At 63.2% G+C, this 19465-nt stretch carries 16 protein-coding genes; 9 read left to right on the top strand and 7 right to left on the bottom strand.

Features of this window, described 5'->3' with window-relative positions:
* Positions 1–5: 5 nt before the first annotated feature.
* Together OJ996_RS09435 and OJ996_RS09430 are read right to left on the bottom strand one after the other, a co-directional pair.
* Positions 6–803, bottom strand: a complete 798-nt coding sequence (locus tag OJ996_RS09435) for a CAAX prenyl protease-related protein (RefSeq protein WP_264513301.1) — start codon at positions 801–803, stop codon at positions 6–8.
* Positions 804–836: 33 nt separating this feature from the next.
* A complete protein-coding gene (locus OJ996_RS09430; protein ID WP_264513300.1) occupies positions 837–2009 on the bottom strand; it encodes an aminotransferase class I/II-fold pyridoxal phosphate-dependent enzyme in 1173 nt (390 codons plus the stop codon).
* A gap of 241 nt (positions 2010–2250) precedes the next feature.
* On the opposite strand from OJ996_RS09430, the gene OJ996_RS09425 reads away from it, so the two are divergent.
* From OJ996_RS09425 to OJ996_RS09410, 4 genes are all read left to right on the top strand, one after another.
* A complete protein-coding gene (locus tag OJ996_RS09425; RefSeq protein ID WP_264513299.1) occupies positions 2251–2424 on the top strand; it encodes a hypothetical protein in 174 nt (57 codons plus the stop codon).
* A 42-nt stretch (positions 2425–2466) separates the two neighbouring features.
* Positions 2467–3180: a YwaF family protein gene (locus OJ996_RS09420; protein WP_264513298.1), complete on the top strand. Its 714-nt coding sequence runs from the start codon at positions 2467–2469 to the stop codon at positions 3178–3180.
* Between the two features lie 38 nt (positions 3181–3218).
* Entirely contained in the window at positions 3219–4451 is a 1233-nt protein-coding gene (locus OJ996_RS09415) for a 4-hydroxy-3-methylbut-2-enyl diphosphate reductase (RefSeq protein WP_264513297.1), read from the top strand.
* 127 nt (positions 4452–4578) lie between these two features.
* The gene (locus OJ996_RS09410; protein ID WP_264513296.1) at positions 4579–6816 is read left to right on the top strand and encodes a hypothetical protein; all 2238 of its coding nucleotides are present in this window, start codon (positions 4579–4581) and stop codon (positions 6814–6816) included.
* A gap of 67 nt (positions 6817–6883) precedes the next feature.
* Here the strand turns inward: OJ996_RS09410 and OJ996_RS09405 are convergent, their stop codons facing one another.
* On the bottom strand, positions 6884–8071 hold the full coding sequence (locus OJ996_RS09405; protein WP_264513295.1) for an autotransporter outer membrane beta-barrel domain-containing protein: 1188 nt from the start codon (positions 8069–8071) through the stop codon (positions 6884–6886).
* A 298-nt stretch (positions 8072–8369) separates the two neighbouring features.
* On the opposite strand from OJ996_RS09405, the gene OJ996_RS09400 reads away from it, so the two are divergent.
* On the top strand, positions 8370–9707 hold the full coding sequence (locus OJ996_RS09400) for a hypothetical protein (protein WP_264513294.1): 1338 nt from the start codon (positions 8370–8372) through the stop codon (positions 9705–9707).
* A 6-nt stretch (positions 9708–9713) separates the two neighbouring features.
* On the opposite strand, the gene OJ996_RS09395 is transcribed toward OJ996_RS09400, so the two are convergent.
* Entirely contained in the window at positions 9714–12284 is a 2571-nt protein-coding gene (locus OJ996_RS09395; protein WP_264513293.1) for a c-type cytochrome, read from the bottom strand.
* Between the two features lie 126 nt (positions 12285–12410).
* Between OJ996_RS09395 and OJ996_RS09390 the strand changes: the two genes are divergently transcribed.
* Together OJ996_RS09390 and OJ996_RS09385 are read left to right on the top strand one after the other, a co-directional pair.
* Positions 12411–13466, top strand: coding sequence for a Ca2+-dependent phosphoinositide-specific phospholipase C (locus OJ996_RS09390; RefSeq protein WP_264513292.1), 1056 nt, complete (start codon positions 12411–12413; stop codon positions 13464–13466).
* Between the two features lie 55 nt (positions 13467–13521).
* A complete protein-coding gene (locus OJ996_RS09385; protein ID WP_264513291.1) occupies positions 13522–14025 on the top strand; it encodes a hypothetical protein in 504 nt (167 codons plus the stop codon).
* Positions 14026–14037: 12 nt separating this feature from the next.
* On the opposite strand, the gene OJ996_RS09380 is transcribed toward OJ996_RS09385, so the two are convergent.
* The 3 genes from OJ996_RS09380 to metK form a co-directional block, all read right to left on the bottom strand.
* Positions 14038–14859: a hypothetical protein gene (locus OJ996_RS09380; protein ID WP_264513290.1), complete on the bottom strand. Its 822-nt coding sequence runs from the start codon at positions 14857–14859 to the stop codon at positions 14038–14040.
* A 152-nt stretch (positions 14860–15011) separates the two neighbouring features.
* Positions 15012–16430, bottom strand: coding sequence for an adenosylhomocysteinase (gene ahcY, locus OJ996_RS09375; protein WP_264513289.1), 1419 nt, complete (start codon positions 16428–16430; stop codon positions 15012–15014).
* A gap of 11 nt (positions 16431–16441) precedes the next feature.
* On the bottom strand, positions 16442–17611 hold the full coding sequence (gene metK, locus OJ996_RS09370; protein WP_264513288.1) for a methionine adenosyltransferase: 1170 nt from the start codon (positions 17609–17611) through the stop codon (positions 16442–16444).
* A 57-nt stretch (positions 17612–17668) separates the two neighbouring features.
* Here metK and OJ996_RS09365 point away from each other — a divergent pair, with 57 nt between their 5' ends.
* Positions 17669–18589 (top strand): ArsR/SmtB family transcription factor, encoded by a 921-nt coding sequence (locus OJ996_RS09365; RefSeq protein ID WP_264513287.1) that lies wholly within the window; start codon positions 17669–17671, stop codon positions 18587–18589.
* A 39-nt stretch (positions 18590–18628) separates the two neighbouring features.
* Complete coding sequence (locus OJ996_RS09360) at positions 18629–19462, top strand: phosphodiester glycosidase family protein (RefSeq protein ID WP_264513286.1); 834 nt, start codon at positions 18629–18631, stop codon at positions 19460–19462.
* Positions 19463–19465: the final 3 nt, after the last annotated feature.

Here is a 19465-nt window from a genome sequence, read left to right as displayed (position 1 = left end):
CCTGTTTACCACAGGCCATACTTGCCGTGGATCACGGCGAAGAGGCCCATGAGCAGGTTGGCCACGGCGTGCATCACCACGCAGGCGCTGAGGTTCCTGCTCCAGATGCAGAGCAGGTAGGTGAGGGAGCCGTATACGAAGGCTCCGGCATAATCGACCTTCCCGTGCGCGAGCATGAACAAGAGCGTCACGATCGCATAGGACTTCCACGAAGCCTCGCCAAAGGGCCGCTTCCAGTAGTCGCCTTCCCAGTCCTTCACGAAGCGCATCAGGAAGGAACGCCAGAAGATCTCTTCCACCAGTGCCACCACCACCACCGCGCGGAGGAAGCGCATCACCAGCGCCGCCCAGTAGGCGGGCGTGCCGGCACCGAATGCCTCGGCGGGATTGAAGCCCTTCTCCCGCTCCGCCAAGCCGAGCCACTTCAGCCATCCCTCCGCCTCGCCGCTCAGGCCGAGACGCTCGTACATGATGGTTGGCAGCAGCCAGAAGCCGATCCCCACCGCGCCAAAGACGGCCCCGATCAACGACCACTTGAGCGACCAACGAAATTCATAGTACTTCCACCAGCGGATCACCAGCACCAGGCCGACGATCGTCTGCAGTGGATAGAGCCATTGCTCCGGCCAATTCCGCCACCAAGGGGCGGACGGATGCTTCCACCCGAAATAGGTGGTGAAGAGCTGGAGCAGCAGGGTGAGCCCGATGAACACCGCAAAGGGCGTCACTTGGGCTCTTACCCATGAGTCGACGGATCCCCCCGGCGGGAGATTGCGGGGGGGATGATAGGGCGACTCGGCCATGTCCCTATATCCCCTCCGCTAGGAAATCCCCTGTCAAGCCAAGCGCCCGACGAAGCGCTCCATCTTGTCCATGGCCAGCTTCAAGTCATCGAAGCCGGTGGCATAGCAGCAGCGCAGGAAGCCCTCGCCAGACTCGCCGAAGGCACTCCCGGGCACCGCCGCCACGCCCTCTTCTTCGAGCAGGCGCATGGCGAATTCCTTCGAGGACAGTCCGGTCCCGCGGATATCAGGGAAAACGTAGAAGGCACCGCCCGGCGAGTGGCAGCTGAGACCCATCTGGTTCAAGCGCTTCACCAGGAAATCGCGGCGTTGGTGATAGGCATCGCGCATCTTCGCCACTTCCGGGGCTCCGTTCTCCAGCGCCTCGATCGCGGCCATCTGGCTCATGATCGGCGCGCAGAGCATGGAGTACTGGTGGATCTTCATCATCGCCTCCGTGATCGGCTGCGGCGCACAGGCATAGCCCAGGCGGAAGCCGGTCATGGCGAAGGCCTTCGAGAAACCGTGAAGGAGCACCGTGCGCTCCTTCATGCCCGGCAGCGAGGCGATGGAGACATGCTCCTCATCCGCATCGTAGCGGAGTTCGCTGTAGATCTCGTCGGTCAGCACGAAGAGGTCGTGCTCGATGCAGAGCTTGGCGATGCCTTCCAGATCCTCGCGGCTTGCGGTCGCGCCGGTCGGATTGGTCGGGAAGTTCAGCATCAGCACCCGGCTCTTCGGGGTGATCACCTTGGCCAGTTCTTCCGGCTTCAGCGAGAAGCCGTCACGCTTGCGGGTATGCACCCCCACCGCCGTGCCGTAGGCCATCACGATCGAGGGCGAGTACGAGACGTAGCAGGGCTCGTGATAGATCACCTCGTCACCCGGATTGATCAGGGCGCGCAGGGCGATGTCGATGGCTTCGGAGACACCCACGGTCACGAGGACCTCGGTGAGGGCCTCGTACTCGACGTGGAAGAAATCGGAAACGTAGCGGGCGATGGCCTTGCGCAGCGCGGGCAGGCCCAGATTGGAGGTGTAAGAAGTGTGGCCCTTCTCCAAGGCGTAGATGGCGGCTTCGCGAATATGCCAAGGAGTCGTAAAGTCGGGCTCACCAACGCCGAGGGAGATCACGCCCTCCCGGCCTTGGACGAGCTCGAAGAAATCGCGGATTCCCGAGCGGGGAATGCCGGCGATCTGACGGGCGATTTTCTGCGAATAGTCCATATACACACCCGGACCCTGCCGGGGGCGCGCATTTCAGGGGGGAAAGGGGCGCACGTCAACGGCGGGGAACGCGGACATGTTGAAAGTCAGGCTTTCCCGGAATCCGCCGTTTCCACCACAGGCAGAAAAAGTTGTGAGGATGCAGCAAGCAGTGGCGGAGTGCACGGACTCGTATATTTTCCACCATGCGGCGGCCCCGGACGCTCCGGACCCGCTATTTTGAACTGCCAAAAGCCTAACCATGAAAACCCGATTCCTCGCCTCCGCCCTGCTTCTCGCCGCCTGCGCCCTCGGCAGCAGTTCCTGTGACCGGAAAGAAAAGGTCCTCGATGTGGACACCCCCGGCGGCGGCATCCAGATCGAGAAGGACAAGAAGTCCGGCGAGGTGGACATCAAGATCGAGGACAAGAAGTAGTCCTCCTTGCCGGGAACCGCGGAACCGGCTTTTCCTGTCCTCATGCCGCCCGTCTTCACGCCCTTCTCCGCCATGCACGGCTGGGCGCTTGTGGCCGGTTTCGCCGGGATCGCCCTGCTGATCGTGCTGGGACGGCGGGGGGAGAAACAGGAGCGGATCGCCCGTTTCATCCTCGCCCTGCTCTGTCTTTCCGCCTTCGGTTACACTCAGGCGGCCTGGTCCACCGTGCATATCGAGCACGATCTGGATAGCTCCCTGCCCCTGCACCTGTGTGACTTGGCCGCCTTCATCGCCGGCTTCGCCCTGATCACCGGTAAGCGGCTGCTGATCACCCTGACCTACTTTTGGGGCCTCGCGGCCACGATCCAGGCTCTGGCCACCCCGGCGATCTCGGTCGGATACCCCCACCCCGCTTTCATCGCCTTCTTCGTTCACCACTTCGCCGTGGTGGGCGCGGCCTTCTACTTCCCCATCGTTCTCGGTTGGCGGGTCGAGCGCCCTTGGTGGCGGGAACCCCTGCGGGCCCTGCTCTTGGCGAACGCCTATCTGGCCGTCGCCATGCTGGTAAACCTCTGGCTGGGAACAAACTTCGGCTTCGCTTCCCGGAAACCGGTGAATCCCAGCCTGCTCGACCACATGGGACCGTGGCCGGTCTACCTGATCTGGATGCAGGTCTTGGCCGCGGTCCTCTTCTCCCTGGTCGCCCTCCCGGTGCTGCGACGCAGGACCGCGGCAGCCCCGGTCCCGGTAAAATGATTTGGTCGCGGGGCCAAGCGGCCTTATATCGCCCCCAGATGAGCGAAGCCGCCGCCGACAAGCAGAAGCGCCCCCGCGTGAACGTCCGCCGCCCGGACGTGATGACCCAGGTCAACGCCGAGGTGGAGCGCCACTATCGCTCGTCCATCGTGGAAAAGATCCGCGAAAACGGCGGCGAAATCACGATCGGCAATACCACCGTGCGCCTCGCGCAGCAGTTCGGCTTCTGCTACGGGGTCGAGCGCGCCATCGACCTGGCCTACGCCGCCCGCCGCGTCTTCCCGGACCAGCGCATTTTCCTGATCGGCGAGATCATCCACAACCCGGAGGTCAACCGCCAGCTGGTGGACATGGGCATCGTCTCCCTGCCGTGGAAGGAACTGACCGACGACTACGATCGCCTCGATGCGGAGGATGTGGTGATCGTGCCGGCCTTCGGCGCGCCGACGAACTTCATGGAGAAGATCGAGGAGCGCGGCTGCTACGTGGTGGATACCACCTGCGGCGACGTGATGAAGGTCTGGCGGCGCGTCCGCGGCTACGCCAAGGACGGCATCACCTCCATCATCCACGGCAAGGCCGGCCACGAGGAAACCCAAGCCACTGCCTCCCGCGCGATGGGCGACGACGGCAAAGGTCACTACCTCATCGTTCTCACCCTGGATGAAACCGACGCGGTCTGCCGCTACATCCGTGAGGGCGGCGACAAGGAGGCCTTCCTCAAGCGCTTCGCCCACGCGGCTTCGCAGGATTTCGATCCGGACCTTCACCTGACCAAAGTCGGCGTGGCGAACCAGACCACGATGCTCAAGAGCGAGACCGAGGAGATTCAGCGCCGGGTCCGCTCCGCCGTTGAAGCGCGTGACGGCAATGCGGAGAACTTCATCTTCTTCGACACCATCTGCGGTGCCACCCAAGAGCGGCAGGACGCCCTCTTCGAGATGCTGCGCCGCCCGATGGACATGCTCTTCGTGGTCGGCGGTTACAATAGCTCGAACACCACCCACCTGGTGGAGATCGGCGAGCAATCCCTGCCGACCTTCTTCATCCGCAATGCGGCCTGCTTGGAATCCCTTGAGAAGATCGTTCACTTCGATCTGCACGAGAAGTCGGAGATCGCGAGTAGCTATCCCTCCATCCTGTTAGGCGAGCAGGCGGTCGTGATCGGCATTACCGCCGGCGCCTCCTGCCCGAACAACTTGATCGAGGACACCATCTTCCGGATCTTCGAGATGCGCGGGATCTCACGCGAGGCGGTGAAGGCGATCTGAACGCCGCCCGGCTCACCTGTTAGAGACTGGAACCGGAGTCCTGTCGTTACTCCTTTGGTTCCATTTACCGGGCCATGCCTGTTAGGCAGCCTGCGGGCGCTGTCCATCGGACAGACACGCCTATCTCATGAAACGACATGTCCTGCTGATCCTGCTGCTGGCCTTGGGACGCCATCCCGCCATCGGTGCCGCGCTCGAGATCACGAAACCGGCCTTCGATGTCGAAGGCCGCTTCACCGTCGAAGTTCCGTTCCCCGCCGGCTCGCGCCATGCCGCGCTGGAGATTCACACCCAAGGCCCGCCCGCCGCATGGCGCACCCTCGTCTCGGGCCCGCTCGATGGACGGAAGGGCCGCGTGATCCTCCGGCTGCCTGCCAACTACGGCCCGAAGGCAATCGTGAGAGGAAAGGCCGGCCCGGAGACGAGTGTGCCCCCTGCCCAGTTGATCGATCCATCCCTCTTCACCGTCGTCTACGACAGCGCGATCGGCGAGCAAACCAAGATCAACTTCCTGAAGGACGCATCCCTCAAGATGACGGGATGGTCCTCGCTGCCAAAGGCGGAGGCCCAAGCAAACCTGATCGCGTGGGCAATGACCAATCCGCTGGTCGCCGAAGCCTCGGTTACGAGCGTGGGAGACAACATCTCGATCCGCTTCACGGATGACGACATCTGCGTGCTCATGTCGAAACCGCGACGCGACATCACCGCGGCTGATCGTGTGCCCTCCGAGGCACGTGTAGAAGTTCCGGCAGTAGATGACACCTCGATCCAATCCAACTTCACCGCCACCGGGCTGAGCCTCCCTGGCAGCAAACAGGCGATCGCCGCCTTCTCGCTGGAGTCCACCTTCCCCAGCTCGACCCATACCATCGCGGGCTGGTTGAGAAGCCACAACTACAAGGCGGACACCTATGCTTCCACTCCCGTCCTCACCATCAAGAGCTGGTCTACCGCGGCCACACCCATCGGCGTGCTCTTCTGGCAAATCCACGGCTGCCCCTACAAGCGGAAGAACGGCACCGAGAGCACCATGCTCGTGACCCGCGAGTTCGCCTCGGAGGCCCTGAGCCAAGGCGACTACGCGACCATGCGCGGCACCGGCCAGTTGGGGCTGGCCATCGGTGTCGGCGAGACGGTTCCCTACTACACCATCACCGGGACCTTCGTCCGATCCTTCATGCGATTTGCTCCGAATTCCTTGGTCGTCGTGGATGCCTGCTTCGGTGCAAACAACGATCTGGCGACTGCATTCACCGAAGCGGGAGCAGGCTCTTACGTGAGCTGGGACTGGCTCTCCGGACCGGAAAGCGGCAAGCCCTGCAAGAAGCTCTTCGACCGACTGCTGGGCATGAATGCCGAGGCACCGATCTCCACCATCAAGGAGCGCTCCTTCACCGTGGACGTGGTGAGCAACTGGATGCACCGCAAGGGCTACGACGAAGACCCCAGCACCCGATTCCCCGACCAGACGCGGCCAAATGCCGTATTGATCTGGAAGCACCGCCAGACGAATCCCGCCCACATGCTGAGGCCCTCGATCATGCGCATCCTCCAAGAGGGAACATCGCCCGGAGAGAACTTCCCGAAGTATCTCCTCGAAGGCGACTTCGGCGACGATCCGGGCGTAGGCAAACGGACCGTGCTCTGGGGCGGCAAGCCGCTCGAAGTCGTCCGCTGGAAGGAAGAAGACGGCATCGTGATCCGTGTCCCCAAGCCGGTCCCACAGGGCAACTTCCAGGTGATCATCAACAAGGACTTCGAGAGCAAAAGCAATGAGGTCCCCATGACCGAGTGGACCATCCCCTTCACCTTCGACCGACGCGAACAGGGATCGCTGAATGCGAACATGACCTTCACCGTGAAGATGCGTGCCGACATCCACGGCGAGCGCTACGAACCGGAAGGCGAGGTCCGATACATCTGGAAGAGTTACTGGAACCTGGCCAACGACTGCAACGGGAAGATCAAAGGTTCCGGCAGCTACCGTCCATCCGAGGACGAGAGCTACACTTGGAGCGGTGGATCGGATCTCGTCTCGGTGGATCTCGGCTCGAGCGCTCCGCCCAACCTGATCATCGCCGGGGCAAACTTCTCCGGAAACGGCTCCACCCTCACCTTCGGCCTCAGTGCCACCGGACTCTTCACGGAAACCTACACGTGGGACGGCGGCTCGGAATCCTACGACCAGCAGGCAGACATCGAGAGCGGTTTGTTCTTCAAGACGCCCTTCCCGACCATCACCGGGCCCGCCTACCGCTTCAACGGGGACAGCAAGACCGCGCGCTCGGACACCCGCACCGAGACGCTCTCCTGGACCACGACGACGCCGATCTTCGCCCCGGACGCGAACACTCCGCGCTGATCTCACCCCAACAAAAAAGTCCCTCTCCGCGGCATGCGGCGAGGGACTTGATTTGAATCGTTCCGGATCAGAATTCCTTGCCGGCCTTGATACCACCGTAGTGGCCTTCGGTCTCGCTGCCGAAGCGGCCTTCGTATTCCAAGCCGAGGTTCCAGCCGTTGTCGAAGTAGTAGCTCATGCTGGCACCGACCACGGCGATGTCCTCGTCGCGGGTGTTGACCGGCACGCCGAAGAGGGAGTTACCGCCGTCTTCAAACTCGTGCTCCCAAGCTGCGCGGATCTGCGGAACCCAAAAACCGTTCGATCCGCGCATCTTCCAGGAGATCTGGTAGCCGAGGATGGATACAAGCGAATCGACATCCTGCTCACCGAAGAAAGTCGCTCCGGGGCCGAACTCCGTGTAGGCGTCCACCGTCCCGGTGATGTAGCGCAGACCGGCATAGGGGCCGTGCACCACGTTCTCCTCGCCGAAGTTCACACCCGTGGTGAACTCGATCGTGTTGGTATTGGCATCCGGCGAACCGGTGGCGATGCCTCCGCCCGTGTTACGGCGGATATCGTAGGAATGCGCGCCGTAGGAATACATCAGGTCGGCCCAGAAGTCGGCCGAACCGAAGGCATCCGCACGGTAGTAGGAAATGTAGGGGCTGACGGACACCGAATCGATATCGGCGCTTCCGGCACTGCCCATCTTGAGATCGCCCGTGGCCGCGGAGACACCCACGCCCACGCTCCACTCGCGATTGATGTGGTGCTCGATACCGACGGTTCCACCCACGACATCCAGAGTGGTATCCGCCGAACCGCCTGCCAGGCCGAAGCCGAACTTCTTGTCGTCCTTCTCGTACTTCTTCTTGCCGTGTCCGCGGAAGCTCTGTCCGTCCTTGTCCTCGGAGTAGAAGAAGAGGGAACCGTAGACCTCCCACTTGTTGGGAACCGGCACGGCGATCGAGGAAACCTTCGCTCCACCTTTGGCGGACATGCCACCCTTGGCGCTTTCGGAGACCGGCCCGTATGAGGGGGTTTCGACCAAGCGGGATGCGGGGCGGATACCGGCGCGATGCGCGGCGAGACGACCACCGACATCATGGCTCGAAGCCCATGCCACGCCCAACACGCTACTATTGATCGCGGAAGATGTGTGGGACCGGTTATCAGGATAACAGGGGTCCGGGAACTCACCCGCGTGAGCAAGGGAACCGGCAGCCATGGCAATGGCATAGAAACGCAAATACTTTGCGGCGGGGGTATTCATCGGGGGGTGGGGGTGAACCGCCACGCGGGGAACGCGGCGAGGGGTTACCCCTAACAATGGGGAAAGAAGGGAATCCGGACAAGAAAAGATCACCTATCCGCCGGATCCTGATAATTAAGAATATTAAACATCACGCATACTCGGCCTTGATAAATCAATAATACTAACAATTCGCTCCAAGCCTCCCGACAGGTGACCCTACGCGATTGCGTGAAGTCTGGAATCCCTAAGAAAACCTCCGGATAAGGCCTTGGAGCCAATCTTGACCGCCCCCGTCTGCTTCCCTAAGGCTCGCCCGGTGAGTTCTGGAGAGTCAGCAGCAGCCCCGCTTCCCTTCGACTGCCCGGCATGCGGCGTGACCCTCACGGTCCCCGCGGCGGCGGCCGGAGTTCAGGGCCCGTGCCCGCGTTGCTGGCAGGAGATCATCAGTCCGGATCCGCTCCGCGGCATGCCACCCATGCTTCCGGCGGTGACGATCCCTCCGCCGGAGCCAAGCCCGCCACCAGCTCCTGCTGCCGAGCCGGAGCCGGATCCCATTCCTGAACCGGCCAGCATCCCCCTCCCGGAGCCAGCGCCTGCACCGGCGTCGATGCCGCCTCCGCTGGCCGCACCGCCCACGGTTTCACCGTCTCCCGCCGAGACGGAAACCAAGGCCCCGATCTCTCCCGCCCCGGCTCCGGCAGCCACGGCAGCGGACCTTCCCGAGACCAAGATCGCGAAGCCTGCCAGCGCGGGCAAAGCCTTGGCATGGCTCGCCAGCCTGGCCATTTGCTCCGCGGGCGGCTACTACATCGGCAAGTATCATTACGACCAAGCCCGGCAGTCCGGAGCAGGACCGCTGGCCAAGCCTCCGGCCCCAGCAGCGCCTGCACCGACACCCGCCGCGGCACCTGAGCCTGCTCCCGAGACGCCGCCGAAGCCGGAGCCCGCTGCCCCGCAGCCTGCGCCTACTCCACCACCACCCGCGCCCGCTCCGGAACCGGCGCGACTGGATGCCGACAGCACGCTCAAAGCCTTCCTCGAAGCACCGGACTGGAAGACCCGCGCCAAGCACGTGCTGGTCCCGGATCAGATCCAGGACCTGATGCAGCAGTATGCGACCGAGTCGGGCGACGGACCCATCCCCGTAACCACGATCACCCTCGACGATCTCCAAGCCTCGAACTATCTCTACAAAGTCCGCACGAAGGAGATCCCCGAGGGGTTTCCCGTCGCACTGGTAGCCACGGATACCGGACCGAAGGTCGATTGGGAGGCGTTCATCGGCTTCCATGACGACCACTTCCGCAAATTCGCCGAAGGTCCGGCAGGCCGCAGCGGGATCTTCCAGTTGTTGGTGAAGCCGGACCCTGCCGAGAACGAAGCCGGATCCCACTTCCAGCGCTTCCGCCTGAATGTCCCCATGCCCGATCGCGAGCAGCTTGCATGGGTGCGAAAGGACTCCGAAGCTCTTGCCAAGATGCGTTCCGTCTTCGGCGGCACTCCGAATCTGGATAAGGCCAGCGTGGAGGAGATGCTCGCCCATCAAGGGGTGCCGCTGGTCCTGACGCTGGAAAAGAAGGAGACGAACGATGGCCGGCCGATCATCGAAATCACCGGCTACGTGGCCTTCGGCTGGGGACCGCGTCGCCAGTAGCTCCCTTCATTTCAGCGAGCGTATGTAGAGCAGGATGCTCTGCAGCTCGGCATCGTTCAAGATGCCGGAATAGCTGCCCATGCCGAGCGAGTAGCCTTCCACGATGGCCTTACCCGGCTCGAGGATCGACTCGATGAGATAGGCATCGTTCGCATCCGCGCTTTTGCCGTTCGTGAAGCGCCGTTGCGAACCGAAGAGGCCTTTCCATGTCGGCCCGCTATGCCCTTCCTTTGCACCGTCGATCGAATGGCAGGCAATGCAGCCGTAGCGGGCGGAGAGATCTTTTCCCCACTCCACGCTCGGCTTCGCATCGGCGGATACCGCGCCGTGAACCACCGCGAGCGATGGATCGAGCTTGGGAACCTCGAAGCCCAAAGAGGCCCAGTCCGCGGCGGGCGGATCACTCACGGTAAAATACACCGAGGCCGTGGTCACCTTCGCGCCCTTGATCGTGAAGCCATGGGAGATCTCCAATTGCATGGTCGCCTTCAAGCCGGGGATATGGATGAAGACCTGCTTGCGATCCTTCGAGAGCACGGTCGCACCGCTTGCCACGGGATCGTTGCCGTTCCTGCCGTCGCGCTTGAGCCGCGGCGAACCGTAGCCACCGCTGCGCTTGTATTGCCACTCCGTGGCACGCACCGCATCGGGATTCACCGTTGCGGGATCGAGCTCCGCATCGAAGGAGATCACCACCCCTTCTTTCACGACATGAGCGTCCACCGGAGCCTCCAAGGACTCGCGGGAAGGCCGTAGACGGGCGATGCCCTCGAGATCCGCAGCGCGCGAATCATAGACGCGAAAGCCAGCCAGCCAGATCGAGCCATCGCCGGGGTGCACCCGTGCGTGCAGCACCGGCAGCCCGGTATCGATCCCGAGCGGAATCACCGCGCCTTCCCTGCCGCTCTCCGCGGGACGAACCATGAAGAGCCGCCCCGTCCCGTAGGATAGATTCAGCAAGCCGCCTTCCCACGCCTTGAAGGCGCTGCCGCGCACCCACATCGGCGAGGCCGAGGAGCTATCCTGGTCATGGGGAATCCAGACCACCGGCAAGGTCCGCCGCGGAGACTCGGATCCATAGCCGAAGTCCGAACCCGGCGTGACCGGATAGATGCCGGAAGAGGGCACCCAGTTCCCCTGCTGCTCGGACATCACGATGCGTCCGCTGACCGGATCCCTGCCGAAGAAAGGTTCCCGCGCATGGGCTCCCACGATCTCCAGCTTTTTCCCGTCCGCGGAGATCATCATGATCGAGCCTGCGTGAGGATTCGGGGAGGCTTGGTTCGTGAGCAGCTTCCCGCCGGTGACGATCCCCCCGGTGGAGCACCAGGTGCGGCCCTCCTCGTCCACCTCCATGTCGAGCGGATAGCAGCGCATGCCCGCCGTATGATGGATCAGGCTACTATGGTTCTCGTAGAAATCCGTCTCCCCGTCCTTGTTCGCATCACGGAGGCGGATGAGGCCATTGCGGGTGAAGACCTGCACCACGCCGCCGACCTGCTCGATCGACAGGGGCTCCGAGAGACCCGCGGCAATCCGGGTCCAGCGCACCCGGCTAGCGGAGAGATCCAAGCGCCAGACATCACCCTCGAAAGTCACCACCGCCGCCTTGTCCGTGCCGAGGAAGACCAGGTCGGCGGGACGCACCCGGCGACCGGAGGGATTCATCGGCAGGCCGATCCTGTCGATCACCCAGCCGGGACCGCTTCTGGTGGAATCATCGATCACGGCGTCGCTTGCCTTTGCCCAGCGCGCCGGGCCCGCCGTGGGCACCGCGGGAGTATTACCTGCCGCCACGGCCTTCTCGTCCGAGTAGCTCAGCGTGACGCGTCGCTCCTGCTTCGAGGCGGCAAGCCGTGCGATGAGTATACCCTCGCGAGCCTCTAGCTTCATGCCGGGATGATTCACCGCGAGATTCAGCTTCGCCGAGCTGGCTGCGGCAGACTGAATCTCGAACTCACCTGCCGCGACTGTGAAGAGCAGTTCCTCACCCGGCCCCACGGCGAGATGGCGGCGTAGCCCTTTCCGGTCCGACTCATACCACTCGCGCACTAGCACAGATCCACATTCGTAGTGCAGCACTCCCGACTTCCCCGCGATCTGATAGCCGAGAAGGCGACGGCCACTTGCGTCCAATCCTCCGCGACCCGTTTCGGTCCCGTAAACCGGTCGTGGATCCTTGAATAGATCCTCCGGCTTCAGGCCGACACCCGGCAGCGGCGGCGCGAGAGGTACCGAACCCGCATCCGCGGGGGGAGGCACGATGCCGCCTTTCTGCGTCGGCTTCTCCCAGGAGGCCTGCGACATCGTCACCAGCGCGATCGGCGGCTTCCCCTTTCCCGGCCGTGTCCACAGTGCGGGCCGCAGCAGGTCTTGGTCGAAGATGACCCACTCGTCTTCCCCCGCCCGGATCAGCAGGCCGCGCGGAATCACACCCGCCTCGCGTCCATCCAAAGGCGATCCATACACCGGCATGGTGGGATCGAAGAAGGGCGCGGCAGCCGCGATCGACATCATCGCCGCGGCGCTCGCGAACCAGCGGCACCAGGTGCGGCGCTTCGGAAGAGACAGGAACATTGGGTTCTCCAAGGACAGCATGCGGCTCTAAAATTTGCATGCAAAATACGCACAGCCGTCCGAATTCTTCCGGAAAGCTCACGATTCGCTGCTGGAATCCCGCACCCCGGCCGCTAGCCTGTGCCGATGCGCCTGCTCCCCGCCCTTGTGCTCGGCCTGCTGTCCCTCGCCTCCGCGGAGGAAACCCGATTGAACCAGATCCAAGCGATTGGCAGCCACAACTCCTACCATGTCGCCCCGCCGAAGGAGCTCTTGGAGACGATCACGAAGTTTAACAAAAGCGCTGCAGCGTGGGACTACACCCACCCACCCCTCCCGGAGCAACTCGACATGGGCATTCGACAGTTCGAGCTCGATATCTTCGCCGATACCAAGGGCGGCCTGTTCTCGAAGCCGAGCATGCTGGGAGTCGCGCGGATGGCCGGAGCCAAAGACCTGACCTTCGATCCCGAGGGCAAGCTCGCCAACCCGGGCTTCAAGGTGCTGCACGTCCCCGATATCGATTGCTGGAGCAACGCCCCCACGCTCAAGGGCGCGCTCGAAGACATGAAGGCTTGGTCCGACAAGCATCCTGGCCACCTGCCGGTGATGATCCTGCTGGAGTGCAAGGACCAGCCGCAGCCGCCCCTGCCAACCAAGCCGGAGAAGCTGACCCGCGAGCTTCTGATGGACTTGGAGGAGGAGATCCTGACCGCGATCCCGAAGGACCGCATCCTCCGCCCCGATGACGTCCGCGGCGACTCGGAAAGCCTGCGCGAAGCCGTCCTCAGGAAGGGCTGGCCGACACTCGAAAGCCTGCGCGGCAAGTTCCTCTTCTGCCTCGATAACACCGACGCGATCCGCGCCCGCTACCTTGAAGGCAACCCGACTTTGGAAGACCGTCTGATCTTCGTCAGCGCCCCGCAAGACGAGCACCCCGCCGCCGCGTGGTTCAAGTGCAACGACCCCGAGCGCGAACAGGACCGCATCCGGAAACTGGTGCAGCAGGGCTTCCTGGTCCGCACCCGCTCCGACACGAACAAGCCCGATGACAAGATGCGCAAGGCCGCCTTCGAAAGCGGTGCGCAATGGGTGAGCAGCGACCTCTTCCGCCCGGATCACAAGGATCGCGTCAGCTTCGGTGGCAAGACGACCCGGGCGAACCCGGTCTCCGGCGACGCCAAGATGAAGATCGAGCCGTGAAGCATTATCTTCCCCTTAGACTTTGTGCCGGCCTGCACCATGATGGCGCATCGCCATGAAACGCCGCCATCTGCTGTTCCTCCCCTTCCTGACACTTTCCCTCTCCGCTCAGGAAAAGGAGCCTGAATGGAAGACCTACACGAACGCCCGCTTCGGTTTCGCGATCGACTACCCCGCCACGCTGGAAGCCGGGCGCGAGTCCGACAACGGCGACGGCAAGATCTTCAAGAGCAAGGACGGGAAGTTCGAACTCCGGGCCTACGCTCACTTCCTGCAGATCGACGATGGCGACTCCCTCGACAAGCGCTGGAAGGAGGAACTGGCCGAACGCGGGGACACGGTGACCTACAAGAAGAAAGGCGAAACCTGGTTCGTGGTCTCCGGCGTGCAGAAGGACGGCACCGAATACTACCGCAAGTTCGCGGTGGAAAAGGGCAACTGGGCCACCTTCCTGATCACCTATCCCCACGCGGAGAACAAGAAGTACGACCCTTGGGTCGCGAAAATCGAAAAGTCCTTCGTCCCCTTCCTCAAGGGCGATCACGACCGGGTCGAGTAAGCGGCCCGGCGCTCATGCATGCTCCGCCATCCGCGGCGACGCGGTGGAGGTAGACTCGCCGAGCGATTCCTGAATCCGTGCACGGGTGCGTACGATCAGGTCCGCCTCGTCCTTCAGATCGCCGAGGATCTGGTTGAGCCGTTCGCCCGGGGCGGCCTCCTTGGCGACCGGTATCTTGGCGCGGACACCTGCCGTGGCATCCAGCCCGATGAGGCCGGCGTGGGTCTGATAGAGCGAGGTATAGGCATGGAGGATCGCCGCCTGCGACTGGCGCCGCGCCGCTTCCAAAGCTTCAAGGCGCGCAGGCTCCCGCGAGGTCAGCACCTCCCCGAGATCCTGCTCGCGATCCTTGAGCCGCGTGATCTCCAGGCAGACTTCCTTGCAGATTCCGTCCACCGCCTTTTCGATCTGCATCGCGAAGGCCGAGAGATGCGGGCCGCCATGCAACTCCCGCTCGATCTTCTGCTTCAAGATCAGGAAGCGGCTCAAGCACACGGCATACTGGGGCAGGCTGCGAACATTGAGCTCACCGATGATCCGCCTCAGCTCGTTGTCCTGCGCCTCGTTGCTCTCCTCAATTAGCTCCTTCAGACAAGCCGCATCCAACTTGCTCCGATTCTTCTCCCAATAGGACCGCATCCCGAGCGCGGCACCGGCATAGAGTGCCATGAAACCCATCAGGCCCGCACCGAGCCCGAATCCCAGCGCACCTGCCAGCACCACCGCACCGATCGTCACCGGCGAGGACAAGACCCGCTTCCAGCGCAATTCCCTCAGGCGGGCATCATCCACTGGGAACGTGGGCGCGACAGAGAAGAGCGTTGAGGAGTCCATGGGTTATCCTTCCTTGGTGCGGATGCTAGAGGAAGAGCCCACTCTGCCCACTACAAAGGCATGATTCCTTCACACCCGGACACGAAAAGGCCCCGCCTTACTACCGGCGGGGCCTTCTGCTTGAGACTTGGAACTTCTAACTTGGAACTTCCTCAGTAGCGGTAGTGGTCCGCCTTATACGGACCTTCGACCGGGACGCTGATGTAGTCGGCTTGCTCCTGGGTGAGGACGGTCAGCTTGGCTCCCACCTTGGCGAGGTGGAGGCGGGCGACTTCCTCGTCGAGCTTCTTGTCGAGGACCTTCACTTCGCCGGCCTTGTAGGTGTCCTTGTTCTTCCAGAGGTCGATCTGCGCGAGCGTCTGGTTGGTGAAGCTGTTGGACATCACGAAGCTCGGGTGGCCGGTGGCGCAGCCGAGGTTCACCAGGCGCCCCTCGGCCAGCATGTAGATGCTGTTGCCGGTCGGGAAGGTGTACTTGTCGACCTGCGGCTTGATGTTCGTGCGGGTCACGCCCTTCGCATCGTTGAGCTTGTCGATCTGGATCTCGTTGTCGAAGTGGCCGATGTTACAGACGATCGCCTGGTCCTTCATCTTCTCCATGTGCTCCAGACGGATGATGTCGAAGTTGCCGGTGGTGGTGACGTAGATGTCGCCCCAGCCGAGGGTGTCTTCAACGGTCAGTACGCGGAAGCCTTCCATCGCGGCTTGCAGCGCGCAGATCGGATCGACTTCGGTCACGACGACCTGGGCACCTTGGCCGCGGAGAGCTTGGGCGCAGCCCTTGCCCACATCGCCGTAGCCGCAGACCACGCCGACCTTGCCGGAGATCATCACGTCGGTGGCACGCTTGATGCCGTCGACCAGCGACTCGCGGCAGCCGTAGAGGTTGTCGAACTTCGACTTGGTCACGGAGTCGTTCACGTTGATCGCCGGGACGAGCAAGGTGCCTTCCTTCGCCATCTGATAGAGGCGGTGCACACCGGTGGTGGTCTCCTCGGAGACACCCTTCCAGTCCTTCACGATCTTCGCGAAGATGCCGGGCTGTTCCGCACCGATCTTCTTGAGCAGGTCTTTGATGACCTTCACCTCGTGGTTACCGGAGGGAGTATCGACCCAGTTCGAGCCGTTCTCCATTTCGTAGCCCTTGTGGATGAGCAGCGTGGCATCGCCACCGTCATCGACAATCAGCTCCGGACCGAGGCCGGCGGGGTTCACGATCGCTTGCCAGGTGCACCACCAGTATTCCTCCAGCGTTTCGCCCTTCCAGGCGAAGACCGGGATACCGGCAGCAGCGATCGCTGCTGCAGCGTGATCCTGCGTCGAGAAAATATTGCAGGACACCCAGCGCACTTCGGCACCGAGCTCGACCAGCGTCTCGATGAGCACGGCGGTCTGGATGGTCATGTGCAGCGAGCCCATAATGCGGACGCCCTTGAGCGGCTTCTCAGGACCGTACTTGGCGCGGGTCGCCATCAGGCCGGGCATCTCATGCTCGGCGATCTCGATTTCCTTGCGACCGAACTCGGCGAGAGCGATGTCGCGGACTTTGTAATCAGTGAAGGTGGTAGACATGGTGGTGGTGGTTACTTGATGGCTTTCTTCAGCGCCGCGACCTTGTCGGTGCGCTCCCAGGTTAGATCGGCATCATCCTTGCCGAAGTGGCCGTAGTTGGTGGACTTGCCGTAGATCGGGCGGAGCAGGTTGAGCTGCTTCACGATGTCGGCGGGCTTGAAGGAGAAGACCTTCAGGACAGCCTTGAGAATGTCGGCGTCGGGCTTGGTGCCGGTGCCAAAGGTATCAACGTGCACGCTCACCGGAAGCGGGTGGCCGATGGCGTAGGCGAACTGGATCTCGCACTTCTCGGCAAGGCCGGCTGCGACGATGTTCTTCGCCACCCAGCGGCCCATATAGGCGGCGGAGCGGTCGACCTTCGACGGGTCCTTGCCGGAGAAGGCACCGCCACCGTGGCGGCCCATGCCACCGTAGGTGTCCACGATGATCTTGCGGCCGGTGAGGCCGGAGTCGCCCTGAGGTCCACCGATCACGAAGTTACCGGTCGGGTTGATCAGATACTCGGTATCCTTGGTGAGCATGTTCTTCGGCAGGACCTTCTTGATCACCTGGTCGATGCAGAATTTCTCGATCACGGCGTGCTCCACACCGGCAGCGTGCTGCGTGGAGATCACCACGTTCACGATACGGGTCGGCTTACCGTCGACATACTCGACGGACACCTGCGACTTCGCGTCCGGGCGCAGCCACTTCACCTTGCCGCTCTTGCGGATGCGAGTGAGCTCGCGGCCCAAGCGGTGCGCATACATCACCGGCGCCGGCATGAGTTCCGGCGTCTCGTTGCAGGCGTAGCCGAACATGATGCCTTGGTCGCCGGCACCCTGCTCCGCGGTCTTCTTGCCCTTCGCCTTCTTGGCATCCACGCCCTGCGCGATGTCCGGGGACTGGCCGGTCAGGTAGTTGTTGATGAAAAGAGTGTCCGCGTGGAAAATGTCATCGCCGTTGATGTAGCCGATGCCGCGCACGGCGTTCCGGATGACTTGCTCGTAGTCGATCTTCGCCTTCGAAGTAATTTCGCCACCGACGACCACGATGTTCGACTTCACGAAGGTCTCGCAGGCGACGCGGCTTTTCGAATCCTGCGCGAGGAGAGCGTCGAGGATCGCATCGGAGATCGTGTCCGCCACTTTGTCCGGATGGCCTTCGCCGACGGACTCGGATGAGAAAATGTAAGTGCTCATGAGCTAGATCAAATTTCGTATCGTCAAATCGCGATGGGTTGATGTAACGGTTCGCCCATGGCGTCAATGCTGAAATCCCTGAAGCTCCTGACCGATCCCACCCGGCTCCGGATCCTGCTCCTGCTGGATGCAGAAGCCTTGAGCGTGGCGGACCTGCAGGAACTCCTCGGCATGGGCCAGAGCCGCATCTCCACCCAGCTCTCCCAGCTCAAATCCGGCGGCCTCGTCCGCGATGAACGCAGCGGGAAGCACAACTTCTACCGCTCGGAAATGAGCCGCGACCTCTGCCGCCTCGCCCAAGAAGCGGCCAAGGAAGTCCCGGAAACCGAGAAGGACGCCGCCGCCCTGCGCCACCTCCAGCACAAGCGGCGCGACAAGACCCGCGCCTACTTCGACGAGCTCGCCGGCCGCTTCGGCAAGGATTACGTCCCCGGCCGCTCGTGGAAGGGCCTCGCCGAAGCCCTGCTGAAGGTCACCAACCAAGGCGTGGTTGCCGACCTCGGCGCAGGCGAGGGCACCCTCGCCCAGATGCTCGCCCGCCAGGCGGACAAGGTCATCGCCGTGGACCTCTCGCCGAAGATGGTGGAGTTCGGCCGCGAACTGGCCAGCCGCCACGACCTGCCCAACCTTGAATACCGCCTCGGCGATATCGAGGAGCCCCCGCTGGAGGACGCCAGCGTCGATCTCGCCTTCCTCAGCCAAGCCTTGCACCACGCTGGCAGCCCGCCCAAAGCGCTGGCCGAAACCTTCCGCATCGTGAAGCCCGGCGGCCGTGTCGTCGTCCTCGATCTCCTCCAGCATAGCTTCGAGGAAGCCCGCGAACTCTATGCGGATGTCTGGCTCGGCTTCGGCGAGGGCGAACTGGCCGCCATGCTGGAAGAAGCCGGCTTTACCCAGATCGAGACCGCCGTGGTCGATCGCGAGCCCGAGCCGCCGAATTTTCAGACCCTCCTCGCGGTCGCCAGAAAACCGGCCTGAGCGGTTGCGGAATGCAACTGCGTCGTGTTGTGTCCGCGCGTGCTCCGCTTGCCTGCCGCCGCCGTTCTTTTGAGCTTGGTCTCCTGCACCGGAAGGGGTCCCTCGCCGCTTGAACAGATTCCCATCGCCGCGTCACCCGAAGCACCGGCCAAGCAGGAGGTCGCAGCCGCTCCCGCCCCGGCACCGCCACCTGTCCCGGATTCCCCGCGCCGCGCTCCCCTCGCCTTCCGCACATCCATCGGCGGCGTCTCCATCAGCGGTATCAGCTACGACAGTCGCTCGCATCGCATCGCCGTGGCCGATCAAGACGGCGGACCCGGCTCCAAGTGGCCCGATGCTGAAGCCGCCGCCAGAGCCTACAGCGGCATCGCCGCGATCAACGGCGGCTTCTTCACCCCGGAGGGCAAACCGCTCGGGCTCGTCGTCTCGGGCGGCAAAAAATCGGGCAGCATCAACCGCGCCTCCTCGCTCGGAGCCGGCATGTTCGCGGAGGAGAATCCACCCGCCCTCGTCCGCCGCGAGCGCTCCAGCAATTCCGGTGAGATCCTCCAATCCGGCCCCTTCCTCGTGGAGAATTCCCGCGCCATCGGCGGCCTCAGCCCCCAGAGCTCCAGCGCCCGCAGCTTCATCGCTTGGGATGGCGGCTCCGGCTGGATCCTCGCTCGCACCGGCTCCTGCTCGCTCTCCCAGTTGGGCACCGCCCTCGCCGGCGCCGAGCTCGGCGGAGTGAAAATCAGAAGCGCCCTCAATCTGGACGGTGGCCGCTCCTCCGACCTCTGGGTCGGCTCCTCCGCAGCCGGTGGCCCGCTGCGCGAGCGCCCGCTCTGGAACAAGCCGGTGCGCAACTTCCTCGTCCTGATCCCGCGTAACTGAGGC

The sequence above is a fragment of the Luteolibacter rhizosphaerae genome (genome assembly GCF_025950095.1).
GTDB lineage: Bacteria > Verrucomicrobiota > Verrucomicrobiia > Verrucomicrobiales > Akkermansiaceae > Haloferula > Haloferula rhizosphaerae.
This window is presented reverse-complemented; position numbering and strand designations above follow the sequence as displayed.